This is a genomic window from Coleofasciculus sp. D1-CHI-01, from assembly GCF_040218875.1.
In the GTDB taxonomy this organism is placed as follows: Bacteria; Cyanobacteriota; Cyanobacteriia; order Cyanobacteriales; family Coleofasciculaceae; genus Coleofasciculus.
The window spans coordinates 55,108-74,607 of the sequence record NZ_JAVJQP010000161.1 but is presented as its reverse complement, the minus strand read 5'-3'; the positions used below and the strand labels follow the sequence as shown (position 1 = coordinate 74,607).

Sequence of the window (19,500 nt, the reverse complement as noted above, 5' to 3'; positions counted from 1 at the left end):
GTTCACTTCGCCAATGTTATGAAGGGTTTATTGTTCTAGACACTCTTCCTACCCATCAGAACTGTTTAATCTAGAACCGTAGAGTTCAAGGCTAGTGAAGCACCTTGAAGTACCTATATATTCCTTCATAACGTAGCTATTTCTAGCTGAGGCTAATCAACAAGAGCGCTTTTACACGCCCCGCTTCTATCCGTTAAGGATGAAGCGTGGGTTGTTGACAGGCAAAATAGGCAAGTCCGAAGCAGACGAAGGCATTCGCCATTAAGAACAGACGCGCCCCAATCCCACTTCCTAACCACAGCAGACTGGGAGACATTACCGCACTTACCGCCAAACAACTGGCAACACCCAAGGCTGAACCAATCGCCACCCATTTCCATTGGGGGTGTCCCAGGAACAATGCGATTAAGATAAAAGGAATCAGCACACTGGCAAAAATGGGATTTAATAAACTACTGCCTTGAATCGCAGTACCCAGTTCCGGAATCGAACTGCCCATGACTCGTAGGGGCCACTGGGGTAAGTCAAAGATATAGAAGCCGCGCAGGAAAAATAATCCCGAACTTCCAGCCACTAACCCTGTGGTCAAACTCCAGCCAAAGGACAAATAGTTCCGTAAGAACCACGCCAAGAGGTAGGAACCCAGAACCATGAGAACTTTCGGCAGCAGTGCAACTGCACCACCATCAATCCAGAACCGCAGATTCAGATAACCGCTATCGCGCAACCAACGGAAGAAATCACGGAAGGTAATTTGTCCCTTCGTCGCCAATTGCACGGCACCTGAGGCATCTAATTGCCCAGCGCCAAAGTGGTTGAGGGGATCATCTTCAATCTGGCGGCTGGATTGTTGGAGAACGCTGAATATTTCATCGGGATCATTGATCCCACTGGCTTTCACCAAAGCTGCTACCCCAGCAACGTGGGGGGCTGCCATACTGGTTCCCTGAAAGCCAGAAAACATGGCAGTTTTGGTTTTGGGATTAATGGTTTCTTGGACAATCTTACCCGCTTCACTACCACCAGGGGCAGAAATGTCAACCCCTGCACCATAGTTGGAATAGGGGGCTTTCACGCCAGCGGAATCCACAGCGGAAACACCCAGAACATGGGGATAACGGGCGGGATAGGAGGCGGAATTTTGGTTAGCATTCCCTGCTGCTGCAATAATCGCCACACCTTTGTTATAGGCATAGTCGATCGCTTCTTGCATCAGTTGACTTTCACCGCCACCGCCTAAGCTCATATTGATCACATCCGCGCCATTATCAGCGGCGAATTTAATCGCTTCGGCGATATCGGAAATTGTACCACCGCCACCCGCACTCAATACTTTTAAGGGCATGAGACTGGCTTCGTAGGCTACGCCAGCCACCCCATAACTATTATTGGTGGATTGAGCAATGGTTCCAGCAACGTGAGTCCCGTGACCATTATCATCGAAGGCATCAACTCTATCGTTTACGAAGTCGTACCCTTCCACCAGTTTGGTATCTTTGAGATCAGGAACCGGACTAACCCCAGTGTCAATCACCGCTACCGTAATCCCACTTCCCCGCGTCTCATCCCAGGCGGCTTCCACGTTAATGCTGCGAAGATTCCATTGCTGACTATAGCTGGGGTCGTTGGGAACAAAAAACGTACTGTAGATGTAGTTGGGTTCAATATATTCGGTGTCTTTCGCCAGTTCTGAGCGTTTGAGCTGACGCAGGACTTGTTTATCTCCCTCCAAAATGTAAATATTGTCAACGTCAGAGAATTCGCTATTGAGTCGCGGTGTCACGCCGTATTTTTGCGCGATCGCGTCCACCTCAGCGCTAATCTCTGTGGCGGGAATATCTTCCCGGAAATCCAGTACAATTGAGCCAAATTCCCCCTGATTTGCCAACCCTTTAAAGTTGAACAGGGCAAAACCTAGCCCAATCACAAACAAACACAGTAACAAAAACTTTTTCATTGGCAACTCATCCACTATCGTGCCAGTTTAACCTCTACCATAACTTATTGGTCATTGGTCATTGGTCATTCGTCAGGGAATAGGGAATAGGGAATGGGCAATAGGGAATGGGCAATAGGGAATGGGCAATAGGCTATAGAAATTTTGTCTCCCATCTTCCCCATCTCCCCCAGCTTCCCCCGCTTCCCCCGCTTCCCCCGCTCCCCCAGCTCCCCCAGCTCCCCCAGCTCCCCCAGCTCCCCCAGCTCCCCCAGCTCCCCCAGCTCCCCCAGCTCCCCCAGCTTCCCCTGCTCCCCATCACCCGCCACCTTGGTAGAACAGCTCCAGAAATCGGAAAAATTTCTCACATAAGTTGCGATCGCGTGCGCCTGCTTCCATCTCCTTGGTAATCTCCTCTATGGCTTGCATCCAGTAGGGGCGATCGCTTGAGGGTTCATTCCGGGTGCGATGGAGTCGCTTACTGATAATGGCATCGGCGATGTTGACAAGCTGGAAAACTTGGACAATAAATGGAATTTCATCACCCTTGAGTCCCTTAGGATAGCCGGTGCCATTGAGTCGTTCTTGATGAGACAAGACAAGAGGGACAAATTCTTTCAATCCCGGAAGCTGCTTGCAGATCAAAGCCGACACTTCCGGATACTCGCGAATTTTTACCCAATCCTGTTCGCTTAAGGAACCGGGATTGAGTAAAATCGAGTCGGGAATGCTGAGTTTGCCTAAGCCATGACAGTAACTCAGGAAAACAAGCTGGCGCAGTTGGGTTTTTTCTAATTTCAGCCAGCGCCCAAAATGTAAGCACATCGTTCGCAGACGATAGCAGCGTAAACCAGCCGTGACGTTTCGAGCCAGCTGGATTTGTTCAAGAAAATTTAAGATATCGGCGTCGCCGGGGCGAAGCATTCCACTTCAGAATGAGTTTAGGTTACTTTTATTGTTGCATTGTTGTTGAGGTTGGTGATCCCCAACTCACGTTATGCTAACGCTTTTGGATATAGACCAGTCAGTTGGGTCAGATGGAAGGTTGTGTAGCGTTTATACAGTAGAGGGGTTGATTGCTACGTCCTTAACCCTACCATAAGGATGGATACAATCGGAATTGTGTATTTAATTCTTGTATGTTTTTATTTCTCTCCAAGTTACTCCCCTTATTTGTGTATCCATTAGGACTTGCTTGCGTACTCATGGTTGTGGCGTTAGTCTTGTCCTGGAAACGCCCCCGCTTGGTTCCTATCCCCATCGCCCTAGGATTGATCATCTTATTAGTCGCCAGTAACGGTTGGGTTGCCAATAGCATGGTTCAATCCCTAGAATGGCAGCATATTCCACCCACAGAGTTACCCCAGGCGGAAGCGATCGTGATTTTGGGTGGGGCGACGCGATCTGCCATTCCACCGCGCCCTGCACCGGATTTAAATGAAGCAGGCGATCGCGTTTTCTATGGGGCGCAGCTTTATCAGGAAGGGAAAGCCCCTGTAATTATTGCCTCTGGAGGGCGGATTGAGTGGCGGGGTGGGGGTTCTCCAGAATCAGCGGATATGGCTCAAATCTTAGAAATGATTGGCGTTCCCTCTTCAGCAATTTTGCAAGATCCGGCGTCTCTGAATACCCATCAAAATGCCGTCAATGTACGGCAAATTTTACAGCAGGAAGGGATACAGCAGGTATTATTAGTTACCTCTGCCATGCATATGCCTCGCGCCCTACGGATTTTTGTGCGTCAGGGGATTGAAGCGATTCCAGCACCGACTGATTTTTTGGTCACTCAACAAGAACTGAATGAACCTAATAGTAGTTTAGCGGCTATTTTATTAAATGGTTTGCCAGATGCTCAAAATTTAGATATGACGACCCGGGCGATTAAGGAATATATTGGTACAGCCGTTTATTGGCTACGAGGATGGTTATAGCCCCGATAAGTGAAGGGCGGGTTTTGCTCTTCACTTATCGGTGAGAAGCTTACCTGAGTGCCTAAACCCGCCCCTACAATATGACTTATTATTTATTACTTAATTAAAGGTAATTTTACCGTAAAGGTTGTGCCAACACCAATCTCGCTTTTGACTGTTATCTCACCCTTGTGTAAATCAACACATTTTTTAACAATTGATAATCCTAACCCGGTTCCGGCAATCGTTCCTACATTTCCGGCGCGACTAAAGGATTCAAACAATTTCGATTGGTCGGCTTCGGGAATACCGATTCCCTGATCCTGCACCTGGAACACAACCTGGTTTTCTTCACAGCTCAAAGTCAGCGTAATTTTACCCCCCTGCGGTGAATACTTAATCGCATTCGAGAGCAAGTTAGTAATCATTTGTCGTAGTAATTTAGGGTCGAAATTAGCGCATTCACAACTCCCGTGATGCGTAAAAAATAACTGATGTTTCTCATCTACAGTAATTTGTAATCCTTCAACGATTTCTTCAAAAAAGCTAACTAAGTCAAGAGGTTCTGGGTTTAACTCGACCTTCTCAAGTTCTGCCCTGTTAATAAACAAGACATCTTCTACTAAAGCGGTTAGATGTTTAACCGATGTCTGAATCCGCTGAAAATGTTTGCGTTGCTTTGCTGCATCCAATTTATGGAGATACCGTTCCAGAATTTCGGCAGATGAGTTAATTGTTGTCAATGGCGTGCGGTATTCATGGGAAACGGTAGAAATAATTCGGGATTTGAAATGGCTGAGTTCTTGTTCTTGAGCCAGCGCCAGACGCAACTGAGATTCTAAGGTTCGTAATTGATCATTAGCTTGTTGGAGTTCACTGGTTCGTTCAGCGACGCGATGTTCGAGTTGTTCATTTGCCTGTTGTAATTGTTGCTCTTTTTGATTGAGTAATTGGATTGTTTTAGCCCGTTCAATCGCATAGCGGATAGAACGCACTAATAAGTTACTGTCAAAATCACCCTTGACTAAATAATCTTGCGCTCCTTTCTGAACCGCAATTGTGGCTAGCGATTCATCTTCTAATCCGCTGAGAATAACAATGGGAATAGTGGGAAATTGATTGTACACCTGCTCAACGGTTTCTAAGCCGAAACTGTCGGGTAATGACAAATCCAATAAGATGACATCATAAGCATCTTGATCCCTCGGCTGTAGTACCTCTTGCAAACAGCGATGGTGAGTAATTTGGAACGGAGTTGACTTGACAAAATCAAGGAATTCTGTGATTAAATCAGCATCGCCGAGGTCATCTTCAATGAGTAAGACTCGGATAGGAGCGGTGTACATGGTAATTATTTGGGTGGAAGTTTGACAACGGTAAACCAGAAGTTTTCGATGGATTCGACAATTTTGATAAAGTCCTGCATACCCAGAGGTTTTGATACATAGCAGTTCGCACCCAAGTTATAGGACTTAAGAATATCGTCCTCAGCATCAGACGTGGTTAAAACCACCACAGGGATGCGTTTAAAGTAGTTGTCACCTTTAATATCTTGGAGTACCTCACGCCCATCTCGACGGGGTAGATTGAGATCCAGGAGAATTAAGTCTGGCGAGATAGCCTGAGTATATTTACCTTCTTGTCGTAAGTAAGCCAGCGCCTCAACTCCATCCCTGACACTATTGAGATTAATCTGTAATTTGGCATCTTCTAGGGCTTCTTCAATTAAGTCAATATCCCCCGGGTCATCTTCAACTAGGAGAATTTCAATCGCTTTAGTTACTGGGTTCATCAAGCAGGTCATAACATACAGTGTTTGTGGATAATTTTCGCACTATTCCCAATTTATGACAGAGTTCCCAAAATCTGGAGAAAACTAACGTTATTTGTCATTTGTCATAGAACAGTGAACAGTGAACAGTGAACAGTGAACAGGTAAGGTATAATTTTGAGTTAACTTCCCCTGCTCCCCCTGCTCTCCCTGCTCCCCCTGCTCCCCCTGCTCTCCCTGCTCCCCCTGCTCCCCCTGCTCTCCCTGCTCTCCCTGCTCCCCCTGCTCCCCCGGCTCCCCCAGCTCCCCCTGCTCTCCCAGCTTCCCCAGCTCCCCCATCTCCCCTACACGGCGGGTAGTGTAAAGTAAAACGTGCTACCTTGTCCTAATTCCGATTCTACCCAGATTTGTCCGCCGTGACGTTCGACAATTTTTTTGCAGACGGCGAGTCCAATCCCTGTCCCTGGATACTCTTCCCGGTAATGTAGGCGCTGGAAAATGACAAAGATGCGATCGCGATACTGGGCTTCCATTCCCATACCATTATCCTGAACCGCAATCTGCCAAAATTGCCCCTCTCGTGTCGCGGTGATGTGGATGCGAGGCGACTGTTGGGTACGGAATTTAATCCCATTGGTAATCAGGTTTTGCAGCAGTTGCGCCATTTGTGTCGAATTGGCGTTAACTGTTGGTAAGGAATCGGCGGTAATTACCGCCTTATTTTCTTTAATCAGAGGACTTAAATCTGCCAGGGTTTTCTTAAGAATGTGTCCCAAATCCGTGGGTTCGGGAATCAGTTCCGGTTTGCTTACCCGTGAATAGGTTAACAAGTCGCTAATCAGGCTTTGCATTCTCTGTGTTGCATCAGTAATATAGGCGATATATTTATCAGCGCGTTCGTCAAGTTGACCCCGGTAACGTTTCACCAACAAATCACTGTAACTCCTAATTTTTCGCAGCGGTTCTCGCAAATCATGGGAGGCGACATAAGCAAACTGTTCTAAGTCTTGGTTAGAACGGGCTAAATCCGCGATCGCGGCTTTGAGTTCTTGTCTGGCTTGTTTGCGTTCGGTAATATCTCGACATAAGGCTAAAATGCGACAGCCCTCGTCGGTGTCGATAACTCTGGCATTCACCTCAATCGGTATAATTTTACCATTAGGATGACAATAATCAACCTCTAAATTTTGCACTAATCGTTCCGCTAACGCTTTTTGCACTTCCGCCGCATTTCGTTCTAAATCATAAGGCGCTGTCCAATCTAGAACCGTTTTTCCCAGAATATCGGATACATTACAATGTCCCGTGACGCGACTATATTCCTGATTCGCATCCAGCACTCTACCCTGTTGATCAAGCACCACATAACCCGTCTGCGTGGTATCAATTAATGCCCGATATTTCGCTTCACTTTGCTGTAAGGCTTCTTCGGCGCGTTTGCGATCCGTGATATCACTAATTGAACCCGCCATTCGCGTTGGTTTACCCGTTTCATCCCAAATGGCTTGCGCCCTCGCGTAAATCCAGCAATAGTCCCCAGATTTTTGGCGGAGGCGATATTCTATGGCATAAGGAACGTGATTCTCTAAGTGATCTTGCATCGCCGCCATGACGCGATCGCGATCGTCTGGATGGACTCGGGATTCCCAGAAATTATAATGATTTTCGCCTTCTTGTTCTTCATAGCCTAAAATCTGTTTAAACCGGGGTGAAAAATAAACCTCTCCCGTACTAATATTCCAATCCCATAATCCATCGCCTGACCCCCGAACCGCTAAAATAAATCGCTCTTGCGTTTCTCGTAATGATGTTTCTATGTCCTTTCGCTGTACAATTTGAGCGGCTAAATCATCGTTGATTTGCTTCATTTTGGTGGGACTGGGTAAGCTTAAGGCTTGCGGGAGCATCGGGATTATTACCAAAGCTGTGTAAATAGAAATAATCGCGGTTATGGCTTTAATCAATCCCGATATCCAATAGATAGGATACCAAAGGGTCACAATTCCGATTAAATGAGTTGTACCACAGCTAATGATAAAGGCACTAAATAACCAAAATACTCCTTTAAAGGGTACATCTTGCCGCTGTTGAATAAAGTACAGCAGCGTAACCGGAATCGAATAGTAGGCTAAGGCAATAAAACCATCGGCAATAACATGCAGTCCGACTAAATTCGTTTGCCAGAGATAACAATGTCCGTGGGGAATATACATAATGGTCATTTGTCATTTGTCATTTGTCATTCGTCCTTCGTCATTTGTTGCAGATGACTCTTACTCTATAGGGGCGGGTTTAGAGATATCAGGGTGAAAACCTTCCCGTTAGTGGTAAAACCCGCCCCTACAACTGTCATAATTTTTCCCATCTCCCCCATCTTCCTCATCTCCTCTACACAACAGGTAGAGTAAAGTAAAATGTACTTCCCTGACCTAATTCTGACTCAACCCAAATTTTTCCGCCGTGACGTTCCACTATTTTTTGACAAATAGCTAACCCAATCCCTGTACCTGGATACTCTTCTCGGTAATGTAGGCGTTGAAAAATGGCGAAAATGCGATCACTATAGCTGGGATCAATGCCAATCCCATTATCTTGAATGGAAATCTGCCAAAAATCATCCTGACAGTCAGCCTTAATATCAATTTGTGGCGGCTGTTCGCGGCGAAATTTAATCGCGTTGGCAATTAAATTCTGCAAGACTTGCCTAATTTGTAAGGGATTTGCTTGCACAATGGGCAGCAGCGTGGTATTTATAATTGCCTGATTTTCTTCAATCGCTGGACTTAAATCCGTTAACGTCTGCTGAATAATTTCACCTAAATCAGTTGGTTCTAAAATGAGTTCATTGCGGCTGACTCGTGAATAGGTCAATAAATCCGTAATTAACGCCTGCATCCGGATAACGCTATCGGTAATATAGCTGAGATATTTATCCGCCCGTTCATCCAATTGACCCTGATAGCGTTTCACCAATAAATCACTATAACTCCTAATTTTCCGCAGGGGTTCTCGCAAATCGTGGGAGGCGACGTAGGCAAATTGTTCTAATTCTTGGTTAGAACGTTGAAGCTGTTGATTCAATTGCTGGAGTTCTTCCTCAGCCTGCTTACGTTCTGTCTGATCCTGCACCAGAGACAGAATAGAAACGACAGCGTTTGATTCATCAAACAACACAGAGTTATACCACTGGCAATATAATACATTGCCATCCTTAGTTAGATTACGGTTCTCAATAATCTCAGGTGGCGATTCTGGATTCAATAGGTTTAAAGCTTTCTGATGGACAAAATCTAGGTCATTCGGGTAAACAAATTGCCAATCATTCAACTGTTTGCCCAGAACCTCCTCCGCCTTCCAGCCAAAAATACGCTCGGCTTGTTTTGACCAACCCTGGACACGAAACTGACTATCCCACTCTATCACTCCCAAGGGGGAATTTTCGACATGAAATCGTAATTGTTTATGGGCATTTTCTAACTCAGCCGTTCGCTGTTTTACCCGCTGTTCTAAGTCTTCATTGGTTTGACGCAGGACATCCTCAACCCGTTTATAGTCAGTAATATCTTCAGCGATACCGAGAAACAGTTTTGGTAATCCTGCAACCGTTCGAGAAAAAACCGTCTCTCGACTCCGCAGCCAGCGCCATTCTCCATTAGCATGTTTCATCCGATACTCAAGCGTGAGATGATCATCCTCGGTAAGCGTCGTCAAGTGCTTTTGATGTTCTAGAATGTGAGGAATATCCTCTGGATTTACCAGATGAGACATAAAATTTGTACCGATATCTTGAATATCTTGGGGTGTATACCCTAACAGTTCAACCGTAGAACGATTGGCATAAACATTGCGTTGTTCTATCACATCATAGAGGTACAAGATACCGGGTACTGTATCCGCGATGCGTTGACTAAAGTGCTGACTGTCGCGCAAGGATTGTTCGGCTTGTTTCCGAATACTAATATCACTACCAATTCCCAAAAATCCGACAATGTGGTTATCGGAGTTATATAAAGCGGTAATCGAGAGTAAAACCGGAAAGCGACTCCCATCGTGGCGAATATAAGTCCATTCTCGTTCATCAATTTCTCCCCGACGAGCTTTGGTGATAAATGTCTCAAATCCAGGTTGAATCGGAGTATTAAGTTCTTGGCAAAGTTCGCGCGATCGCTCTACAATTTCTTCAGGGTCATGAAACAGAGCAGGTGTGGTTTTACTAACAACGTCTGACGCCGAATAACCGAGCCATTTCTCAGCGGCTCGATTAAAGGTAGAAATCGTACCATCAACAGTAGTAGAGATAATCGTATAATTGGCGCTATCTAAAATCGCTTGATTTAAAGTCGCCAATTCTCGCAGCGCCTTTTCCGCCTGTTTACGCTCTGTGATATCCTGACCTGTAGCAATTACATACTCAACAGCCCCCTGTTCATTCAAACAAACCGTATCCATCCACGCAATCCAGCGCCAGTCTCCATCCCGCGTCACCCAGCAGCTTTCACAGGGTTGGGGAAAATTATCGGGGATTAAGTTATCAAAAATGGCTTGAATTGAGGCTACATCTTCCGGTAAGATTAATAAATCCCAAGCATATTTACCTTGAACTTCCTGGCGCAAATAACCCGTTAACTGTTCACAGGCGTGATTGAAATAAACAATTCGTCCTTGAGCATCCAGAACAATAACCAACGCGCCGATTAAATCCAACAGCGCTGCGGTTAAGTCGGGTTGTTCCTTGAGGGCGTTAAGCGGAAGGGATTCGGGGGTGAGTAATGGTTGACTCATGAACATCCTTAGGCAAAAGCGGGATTAGCGTGACGGCTATACTAAAGTATTCCCGTTTCGCTTAGGGGATGTATCATATTGGGGTTAATTGGGGATTGGGGACATGTAGAGACGTGCCATTTTAATCTGTAGGGGCGGGTTTGACTATTATCGTTTCTTCCCTCACCCATATGCAACTAAACCCGCCCCTCACATCTTGCACCTATAGCTGTCTTCCCGCCTTGGGTTTAAACCCAAGGAACAATTTGATGAATTAACCTTACGTCCAGAAACTGTAGGGGCGCAAAGCTTTGCGCCCGATTCAATGGTAAAATCTATTCCACAATTTTAGCTGTGTAACGCCGCCATCGTGAGGAGAGTGAAGCGTAACGCAGCTTTGTTCAAGGCTGATTCTGGCTCTTGACTTCTCCTCGGATTTTCAACCTCAGTCATTTTTCCATAGCGTTAACAGAAACGCCAGATTTTGTTCCGCCTTTAAAGCGTGGGGCGCATTCGCCTCCATTGAAATAAAAACGCCCGGTTCTAATTGAATCTCCTTACCCTCCAAAGTAAAGAGCCCCTTTCCTTCAATCACATTAATTGTGGCGTTACGAGGTGACGTATGTTCAGAAATACTCGTGTCCGCCGCTAGACAGAACAACGTGTGGTCACACTGGTCATCTTTATGAATAACTTTACTCACTACACCTCCTTCAGGATATTCTATGCGATCGCGCAGTTGCAATGAAAACGATGATTGGCTGGGAATTTGACTGGTCATGATGAATTTCTCCTATGGCACAATTTAAATAAGATATCCTATATTAGCGAGAATAAAGGGCGACCCGATAAAATTTAATGAATTTGAATTGTTAATTTAGGTGAGCAGGTCACCCCGACACATCTATCCTTGGTATTATTGATATTTGTTTCTGGCGGGGGTAACGAATGCGCGAAGCCTTCTGGGGAAATATGCAAACATCTTTGAGTTAACTTTATATCGAATACTTATGGTTGATCCTATTCAGCGATACTTTTCTTTGCTTCTAACGCTTGGTAGATTCCTGCTGGTATTACTCCTATTCCAAGCCACCTTCCTGACTCCGCCAGCCGTTGCTGTACTGCGACAACACCAAGACGCGCCGGGAATCATGCGCTATCACTCCCAGGAGTCGTTGAAAGATAAATCCGGACGAACTTGGCAGGTGGTTCTATTCAAAAAAATCATACCAGGTCAGTCAACGCGCCTGAATCTGCGGTTAGTCGGCTTTCCGGCTATGGCTGAGTTTACCCATCCCCAATTGCTGGAAATTGCCACAGCAGGGGGGAAACTGCTCACCGCCCCTGATGTATTTGCTCAAGCCGCGCCTGCGCCTAATGTTGGTCAGTATGATGTTACCGATGTCTTTGCCAAATTACAAGCTGATGAATCTCTGATCCTTTCCATATCCCTCAATCATGGACAACCCCTCTCCTTAACTATTCCCAAATCTCTAGTTATCGAGTGGCAATTATTGATCACAGAAATCGAGACAGATCCCCCTGACTTTTCACGTCATCTAGAAAAATCAATATCAAACCTAATCCCCCAGCCCCCTTCCCTTTTAGATCCCCCTCTTCCCTTCAAAAGGGGGAGAGTTAAAAGCCTCTCTCCTTGTAGGAGAGAGGTTTGGAGAGAGGTTTTTCAGATCCCGACCAAAAGTAAGACAGATCCCCGACTTCTTCAAGAAGTCGGGGATCTTGCTTAAGGCTGCACTTCATCAACCACCAAATCTGCTGTAAGTAGAATGTTCTGTAGTAGATTAACATCAAGGAATCCAAACTTGTGCCTGTCCCCTATTTTCTAGTCATCGTATGAACGCCATCCCAATAATCGGGAGGAGGATTATTCTGATAATGTTTAGCCCGTTCAATATGAATCAAAACTGGCTTATCATTAGGTTCAAGTTGATAGGCTTGTTCAAAATAAACAATTGCCTTCGAGAAGTCGCGACTTATGTATGCCTGACGCCCTTTAGCATACAGAGCTAAAAATTTGTGGGTTTTATCATTAAGAGGGGTATCGATATCTTGAATCAAATGATAAATGCTGACCGCTTGGTTTTTCCCCTTCACGCGGATTTTATCGAGTTCCCGCACCCACACATTATGGCGACAGAGGTTATAGGTATATTCACTAATGATAATATCGCAACCGTACTCTTTCGTAATACTTTCCAGGCGGGCGCTGAGGTTCACGCCATCGCCGATAACCGTGTAGTCCATGCGTTTGTGGGAACCAATATTACCCGACACCACTTCTCCCGAACTAATTCCAATCCCAATATGAATTAAAGGTTGACGATTTCGCATCCGAGGTTCATTAAACTTGGCTAAACGCCAACGCATATCTAAGGCGGATTGAACCGCCATCCAGCCATGATTTTCTTTTAACGCCAAGGGAGCGCCAAAAACTGCCATCAGTGCATCACCAATAAATTTATCTAAGGTTCCTTTATGCTCAAATACCGATTCGACCATTGTTTCAAAGTATTTATTCAGTAGCGATACAACTTCCGACGCTCCCAAATTTTCGGTTAAAGTCGTATACCCCCGAATATCTGAAAATAAAATAGTGACATCCTTTTTACTCCCCTGCATCAGCGCATCTTCACCTAAGGCTAAGACTTCATCCGCCACCTCTGGAGTCATGTAGCGATACATGGTTGTTTTCAGCCGCTTTTCTCGACTAATATCTTCTAATACAACCAGACCCCCTCGCACCATTCCTTGGGGATTGGTTAGCGGATTAACTGTTAAATTAATACTCCGCTCAATCGGTTGAATTTGCTGTTTAGACAGGTAACCTAAATATCCAGAATTATCATCATCTTCATTCCACAAACTATAGGTTTTTGGGTCATCGCTTTTAGGAATAGCTAGGAGATAAAGATGAGTATCATCATGGGATTGGCAATAGGGGGGAGTATTCGGTATTTCTATGTCTTCCAGGGGACATTGAAACAGACCGACCATTAAATTTTGTTCGGGAAGGTAATGCTTCGCCCCCGTAGTTAGGCTGTCTTGTAAGCGGAATTGGAGATGTTCAATGGGTACAACCTCCCAGACGTAGCGATTGGTAAGTTTTTCCTCCCACAACTGACGGTTGCGATTGTCGAGTTGTTGTAAGGGACATCCCAGTAATCCTAGCGCCGCATCATTAATTGTCACAATTCGTCCCTGCATATCGGTAGAAATAACCGCATCAGAAAGGCTTTGCAGGATATCTTTTTGATATTGCTTTTCGAGCAGAACATTTTCAAAAAGTTTGGCATTCTCTAGGGCAATTCCAGCTTGAATATTAAATGCCCGCATAAACTCTTCATCGGAGGTGGTGAAGCTACCTTGATTCTTGTTGATCAATTGAGTCACACCAATTAATTCGCCACCCGAGTTAAAGACAGGCATACAGAGAATATTACGGGTGACATAGCCTGTTTTTTTGTCCGTCGTTGGATCAAAGCGAGGATCTTTATAGGCATCGGCAATATTCAACGGTTGACCCGTAGACGCCACATAACCTGCAATTCCTCGATTGGCTGAGATCCGGATTTCCATCATCTCTTTGCCATCAGCCGTCGCCACCTTACTCCACAGTTCCCCATCATCTTTACTTAGCATAAATAACGTGGAGCGGTCTGCTTTCATTAACTCCCGCGCTTGATCCATGACTAGACGCAGTGTAGCTTCTAGGTCTAAACTTTGACCCAGGTACTGAGTTGCCTTCAGGAGGGCGGCTGCACCACGTTGGTTACGGGCTGCCATGTAGAACGATTGGCAGGTTTCTAGGATAATGCCAATCGAGGCGGCAAAGTCACGGAAGCGCTGTTCATCTTCTTCGTCAAACGGTACACCCCCAGCTTTATTCAACAACTGCACGACAGCGACAATCTTTTTATTGCTACTGACAATGGGCATACACAAGAGTGAATTGGTATGATAGCCCGGAGATTCGTCAACTTCAGGATTAAACAGGGGATGGTTATAGGCTTTGGTGATATTGAGTGATTCGCCCGTCGTCGCCACATGACCCGCTAAACCCACATTTAGGGGAATGCGAACCTCCTTGGCGGCGTTGTCCTCACCAGAGGGAATTTTTGCCCAAAGCTGGTCTTTGTCACCATCAACGAGGAAGATAGTAGTACGCTCAGCTTGTAGGAGTTGACCGATTTTTAGGGTAAATGCCTCCATCACCTGCTCCAGCATGGTTTCCAGCGCTTCATGGTTAATCATTTCCAGCGCCCGCAGAAATTGCTGAAATTCAGCGGTGATGAAGTCCAGTAAGCAGATAAATTCGGGAAGGGATAGGTCTTTAACTCGATGAGTTAAAACGCTCGTGCGATTGAGTTGGGTTAACTGGGTCAATGTAGCAAGAACGCTACCGGCATTAGACAGTGTCATAGTATTCGCTGTTGAACAGCTACTTTTTGCTCTGGCTGTCAGACGCACGCTCATGCACGTCTGGTTGACTGTTTCAGTCGGGCGATTTAAAACAAATAAGCGCAGCGATATCGGTGAACGTTGAAAAACGCTTCCGTTTTCAGTTAGTTTAGACCAATCTCAATTTTAGATACATTTATCTGTCTGAGTTGTTATTTGTTTTATATCCTTTGTCATTCACTCTTACCTCTATTGTCTCATCTTTCTGCCCTCGCCCCATGACCAGACGGACTTCTGCTGGCTGAGTTGAGGATTGCCCTTAAATCATTCTGCATCCAGTTATAGCCTTACTAAGGCAGGTTAGGACATTTTCTACTGTTGCCTGTTGCCTGTTCCCCGTTCCCTGTTGCCTGTTCCCCGTTCCCTGTTCCCCGTTCCCTGTTCCCCGTTCCCTGTTCCCTGACCAATGACCACTGACGACTGGCTATGAAAAAATACCCAAGTAATATCTTGCTTCAGGTTGTCATCGCGATCTGGTGGCTTCCTGCTCAAAACCCGTCGAGAAGTCAAAGATACACCTGAAGCAAGTCTCATTCATTCCTATTTGGCGAATTGTCGGGGAAAAGGTGGAGCAATAAACGGCACACTATAATCGTTGATTGGTGTTGAGATACATGGATTCCTTGCCGATAATGCAGTAACATAAAACCCATGGGGGATCATCTCTCAATGTCATGTAACTACGAGAGGGAATAGCGTGTCTCACACTATTGTTACCGAAACCTGCGAAGGGGTTGCAGATTGCGTCGATGCTTGTCCAGTTGCTTGCATTCACCCTGGTCCGGGCAAAAATGTCAAGGGGACAGACTGGTATTGGATTGATTTCGATACCTGCATCGATTGTGGTATATGTTTACAGGTATGTCCTGTAGAAGGCGCGATCGTTCCGGAAGAGCGACCGGAGTTACAAAAAACGCCCCAATAAATTAGGGCTTGCTGAATAAGTCTTGTGGTGAGGGGGAGCAGGGGGAGCTGGGGGAGCAGGGGGAGCTGGGGGAGCAGGGGGAGCTGGGGGAGCAGGGGGAGCTGGGGAAGCTGGGGAAGGTAAATGATCAATAACTAGAAAAGAGTTTTATCTGTAGGGGCGGGTTTCACTACTATCGTTTTTTGCCCACTCTAATGTCACTAAACCCGCCCTGTCTAAGTGACGAATGACGAATGACGAATGACGAATGACGTAGCTTGCTTCTCAAGGGCAGCGAGTTCTCCACCGTTCACGTTAATTGTGTCCACCCACTTAAAATGAATGTCGCTGACTTTAGAGTTTGTAGTCAGCGCTTTAGCCGCTTCTGGCACGCTTCGTGCCTACTACGAACCCAGCTTAAGAAAACTGTATACTCTGCAAACTAGAGACGCCAGCAATATCCGTCAGGTTGTATTGCAGGGGCGTAATCGCAATATAGTTTTCCTTAACGGCTTGAACATCGGTAGGTAAATCGGGGGGAAGATGGGAATGAGGCGGTTGTTCTATATCCTCAATCACTTCACCCGCTAACCAATAATAGGTTTTACCCCGTGGATCAACTCGTTTCTCAAAGCTATCAAAATAGCGACGAATTCCTTGACGGGTAACCTTAACCCCAGCAATTTCCGCCTGACTCACGGGCGGTACATTAACATTAAGTAACATGACTTTAGCTAGGGGTGCACCAGAGAGTCGCTCAATCAGGCTTTTGGCAAACGTGGCTGCAACATGAAACTCCTTTGACGTATAGCTAGTCAGACTGAAGGCAATACTGGGAATTCCTTCTAAAACCCCTTCCATGGCGGCGGAAACCGTGCCAGAGTAAAGGATATCAGTGCCTAAGTTAGAACCGTGGTTAATCCCCGATAGGACGAAATCGGGAGGACTATCAATTAAGGCTCCCAATGCTAACTTGACACAATCTGAGGGAGTTCCGGAACAAGACCAAGCTTTAACCGCCGGGTGAAAAATCGTATCAACTGCTTCGGCGCGAATAGGATCATGGAGGGTTAAACCATGACCTGTTGCCGATCGCTCTCGATCTGGACAAACGACGGTAACATCATGACCCGCTTGTGCCAGTGTATCAGCCAAGGTGCGAATCCCCAAGGCAAAAATTCCGTCATCGTTGCTGATCAGCAATTTCATCAAATTCCGTGTGACTCCTGACTACTTAGTCATCGAACGAACTATCCCCTTGTACTTCCAGCAATTCTTCCCAAGAACAACCAAACGTTTCCTTTATCCTGCACACAGTATCCATGTTTACCTTGCCCAAGGATTGCAGGGCGTAACGCCTAACGGTGCTATAGGTGACACCAGAACGCAAGCTCAATTCGTTGAGGCTCCAGTCTTTTTCCTGACACAGCTCTTTAACTCTGACTCTAACTCGGTACATATCCTTTAGCTTATGAGCATTTATGTACCAGAACTAGAGGTTAAATGCTACAGCTTAAGCAATTAAGCGTTGACGAATAAGTTTTGACGCTATAGTATATAATCATCTTTGGCAAACAAAAAAAGCAATTGCCCAGAGTGCTAAGCGCTTACTAGGCAATCGCCGTCCCTACCCAAACGGGGGTAATTAACCCAGATTTAGTATTACTTATGGTACAGCATAAGCCCCACCAAAAAACCGATAATTAAGCCTGACGTGTGACCTGTGAAACTTACTTGAGGAATTGATAGGTCAAAGATAACTTGAAAGGCAATAATAAATAAAATAAACCGTAAACGACGAGACGCTAAACGCGATTTCTCGCGCCGCCATCCTTGAAGTAAAATAGCCGCCGTTGCGCCCACAATTCCCATCACGGAACCGGATGCCCCAACTACAAATTGCGCCTCAGAGTATCCGAAATGAGTGGCTAGAGAAACTACCAACATCGAACCAACACCACTACTGAGGTAAAGTAGCAAATATCGCCACCCAGAGAGCGCATATTCGACAAAGGGTCCAAGGATATACAGACCCAGCATATTCATTAATAGATGCAGAAATCCAAAGTGTAAAAATGTTGAGGTTAATAACCGCCACCAAGCACCGTCGAGAACTTCCTCTGGTACTAAGGCTCCAAGTTTGTATAAAACTTGCGGATTTTCACTTCCGCCAAAGTGAATTTCTAATCCAAATACAATCAGGTTTAATCCAATAATTGCCCAAGTCGTATAGGCTCTAGAACCCAAAAACCGTTCTCTGGAACCGTATCGCATCTGATGTTGGAGATTGAGGGTAAGTCGGGCTAAAATTTGCTGAGAATATGGAGTCAAAACAGCATCAGGGTTGACAGCTGACTGAGATAAACGAGCTTGAATCGCATGGCGGTAGAGTCCAGTATGGCGGTGAGAAATAGCCGACAGTTGCTGACGTGCTTCCTCTACGTCTCCCGCCGCCCAATCTGCTGTAGCCAGCCAAAATTGGCGAATGTACTTTGGATAAAATGCTAAAGGTCCAGTGAGTAATTGTACGACCTGGGCTTTTTGACCGCAAAAGGCAAAGGCAAATAAATAAGCTTGACTCTGATTGATGCCGCGATCGCTCCGTTCTAAGATACGTTCAAACTGATCAAGTTGGGTGAGCAAACGATTTAAGTCTCCCATCTCTCCTAATGCTCGCAGGTAGTACAGGATCAGACGGGGATCATGTTCTAGGGCGGTTTGTGATAAATTGGTCTCAATCCACTCCCGCAACTCTTGCCAACGCGCCTCCATTTTATAGAGGGTAGCAATGGTGTGTCGCACCAGAGGACGATTGGTGGTTTTGTAGCGGTTAATAATCGCCGTGGCTTCAACCGTTGAACCCTGCTTTAATTGTTCCAGCGTGTCCAATAATTCAGCAAATTGACGCCAATTCTGGGCGGGGTGTAGCCAACACAGGAGTTTACCCAGTCGGCTAGCTGCACCAAAGCGTTCCTGATATGCCAGTTGATTCATGAGTCTAAATCCCAGAATCGGCATTAAGATCAACAATCCCCATAACCCCCCGCCAATCCAGCCTGCATTCTCTGGAGTGAGGATATATAAGACAGCAGTTGTGGCTAACACCAACCCAGAAACAATCATCCAGCTACGGATGTACACGGCTGAATCCGAAATACTAGCACGACGAATTCCGACGATAATGTTCAGAACGCAAGAGGTGCAGACGATCCAGAGGAGCAACTGATTAATATCCATCAAGAGTGATTGGCGATCGGGTTGGGAGGAGTAGGTGAAGTTCACCTTTTCAACGATAACCCGATCCAAGACGTGATCGCGGTTGTGGGAATTATCGGGTTCGCGGTTGTAGGGGCGAGTCGCTGAACAAATATTGAGGTGTGACAATTAACCTGTCTCGACTCGCCCTAGTCTACATGCAGATGGTGTTAAATAATTTTTGATACCTGATGCTGGGTTCCCGCGATAAGATCAATGGGTTGCTTGTGTGAATTTTTTCCAGGGGCAACCCCAATATTATTAGTCTTGAATTGACGGTATCATGGGTCGGGCGACCCGATCAAATTGATAAGTTGGTTTTTCTCATTTAATGCGGCGGGTCGCCCCTACAGATGTTGCGTGAACATGGACAGCCAAGGAAAATCCGCCCTACCAACTGGGTGGTTAACGGCGGTGAAATTTCAGCTACTGAATGTATTCCCAATCCTCACATAATTTTTATATAAAAAGCCTTGGTCTTCAT

General features: G+C 45.8%; 15 protein-coding genes. 3 read left to right on the top strand and 12 right to left on the bottom strand.

Features of this window, described 5'->3' with window-relative positions:
• Positions 1-193 precede the first annotated feature (193 nt).
• A complete protein-coding gene (locus RIB93_RS28295) occupies positions 194-1,957 on the bottom strand; it encodes a S8 family peptidase (protein WP_446377939.1) in 1,764 nt (587 codons plus the stop codon).
• A gap of 297 nt (positions 1,958-2,254) precedes the next feature.
• Entirely contained in the window at positions 2,255-2,860 is a 606-nt protein-coding gene (locus tag RIB93_RS28290) for an HD-GYP domain-containing protein (RefSeq protein WP_446377937.1), read from the bottom strand.
• 215 nt (positions 2,861-3,075) lie between these two features.
• Between RIB93_RS28290 and RIB93_RS28285 the strand changes: the two genes are divergently transcribed.
• Positions 3,076-3,867, top strand: a complete 792-nt coding sequence (locus RIB93_RS28285; protein ID WP_446377935.1) for a YdcF family protein — start codon at positions 3,076-3,078, stop codon at positions 3,865-3,867.
• Positions 3,868-3,962: 95 nt separating this feature from the next.
• On the opposite strand, the gene RIB93_RS28280 is transcribed toward RIB93_RS28285, so the two are convergent.
• The 5 genes from RIB93_RS28280 to RIB93_RS28260 all read right to left on the bottom strand — a co-directional run bounded on the left by RIB93_RS28280 (position 3,963) and on the right by RIB93_RS28260 (position 11,159).
• Complete coding sequence (locus tag RIB93_RS28280) at positions 3,963-5,192, bottom strand: ATP-binding protein (RefSeq protein WP_446377933.1); 1,230 nt, start codon at positions 5,190-5,192, stop codon at positions 3,963-3,965.
• A 5-nt stretch (positions 5,193-5,197) separates the two neighbouring features.
• Positions 5,198-5,638 carry a response regulator gene (locus tag RIB93_RS28275; RefSeq protein ID WP_006101218.1) on the bottom strand — a complete coding sequence of 147 codons (441 nt, stop codon included), beginning with the start codon at positions 5,636-5,638 and terminating at the stop codon, positions 5,198-5,200.
• A gap of 323 nt (positions 5,639-5,961) precedes the next feature.
• Positions 5,962-7,839: a sensor histidine kinase gene (locus RIB93_RS28270; protein WP_446377931.1), complete on the bottom strand. Its 1,878-nt coding sequence runs from the start codon at positions 7,837-7,839 to the stop codon at positions 5,962-5,964.
• 166 nt (positions 7,840-8,005) lie between these two features.
• Positions 8,006-10,399 (bottom strand): PAS domain S-box protein, encoded by a 2,394-nt coding sequence (locus RIB93_RS28265; protein ID WP_446377929.1) that lies wholly within the window; start codon positions 10,397-10,399, stop codon positions 8,006-8,008.
• 424 nt (positions 10,400-10,823) lie between these two features.
• A complete protein-coding gene (locus RIB93_RS28260; protein ID WP_446377927.1) occupies positions 10,824-11,159 on the bottom strand; it encodes a cupin domain-containing protein in 336 nt (111 codons plus the stop codon).
• A 229-nt stretch (positions 11,160-11,388) separates the two neighbouring features.
• Here RIB93_RS28260 and RIB93_RS28255 point away from each other — a divergent pair, with 229 nt between their 5' ends.
• Entirely contained in the window at positions 11,389-12,126 is a 738-nt protein-coding gene (locus RIB93_RS28255) for a DUF3122 domain-containing protein (protein ID WP_446377925.1), read from the top strand.
• An 88-nt stretch (positions 12,127-12,214) separates the two neighbouring features.
• On the opposite strand, the gene RIB93_RS28250 is transcribed toward RIB93_RS28255, so the two are convergent.
• Together RIB93_RS28250 and RIB93_RS28245 are read right to left on the bottom strand one after the other, a co-directional pair.
• Positions 12,215-14,818 carry a GAF domain-containing protein gene (locus RIB93_RS28250; RefSeq protein ID WP_446377923.1) on the bottom strand — a complete coding sequence of 868 codons (2,604 nt, stop codon included), beginning with the start codon at positions 14,816-14,818 and terminating at the stop codon, positions 12,215-12,217.
• Between the two features lie 351 nt (positions 14,819-15,169).
• Entirely contained in the window at positions 15,170-15,391 is a 222-nt protein-coding gene (locus RIB93_RS28245; protein ID WP_446377921.1) for a hypothetical protein, read from the bottom strand.
• A gap of 163 nt (positions 15,392-15,554) precedes the next feature.
• Between RIB93_RS28245 and RIB93_RS28240 the strand changes: the two genes are divergently transcribed.
• Entirely contained in the window at positions 15,555-15,782 is a 228-nt protein-coding gene (locus RIB93_RS28240; RefSeq protein WP_446377919.1) for an indolepyruvate ferredoxin oxidoreductase subunit alpha, read from the top strand.
• Between the two features lie 396 nt (positions 15,783-16,178).
• Here the strand turns inward: RIB93_RS28240 and surE are convergent, their stop codons facing one another.
• The 3 genes from surE to RIB93_RS28225 all read right to left on the bottom strand — a co-directional run bounded on the left by surE (position 16,179) and on the right by RIB93_RS28225 (position 19,145).
• Positions 16,179-16,970 carry a 5'/3'-nucleotidase SurE gene (gene surE, locus RIB93_RS28235; protein ID WP_446377917.1) on the bottom strand — a complete coding sequence of 264 codons (792 nt, stop codon included), beginning with the start codon at positions 16,968-16,970 and terminating at the stop codon, positions 16,179-16,181.
• A gap of 25 nt (positions 16,971-16,995) precedes the next feature.
• A complete protein-coding gene (locus RIB93_RS28230) occupies positions 16,996-17,220 on the bottom strand; it encodes a helix-turn-helix domain-containing protein (protein ID WP_446377915.1) in 225 nt (74 codons plus the stop codon).
• 203 nt (positions 17,221-17,423) lie between these two features.
• Positions 17,424-19,145, bottom strand: coding sequence for a rhomboid family intramembrane serine protease (locus tag RIB93_RS28225; RefSeq protein WP_446377913.1), 1,722 nt, complete (start codon positions 19,143-19,145; stop codon positions 17,424-17,426).
• Between the last annotated feature and the right edge of the window lie 355 nt (positions 19,146-19,500).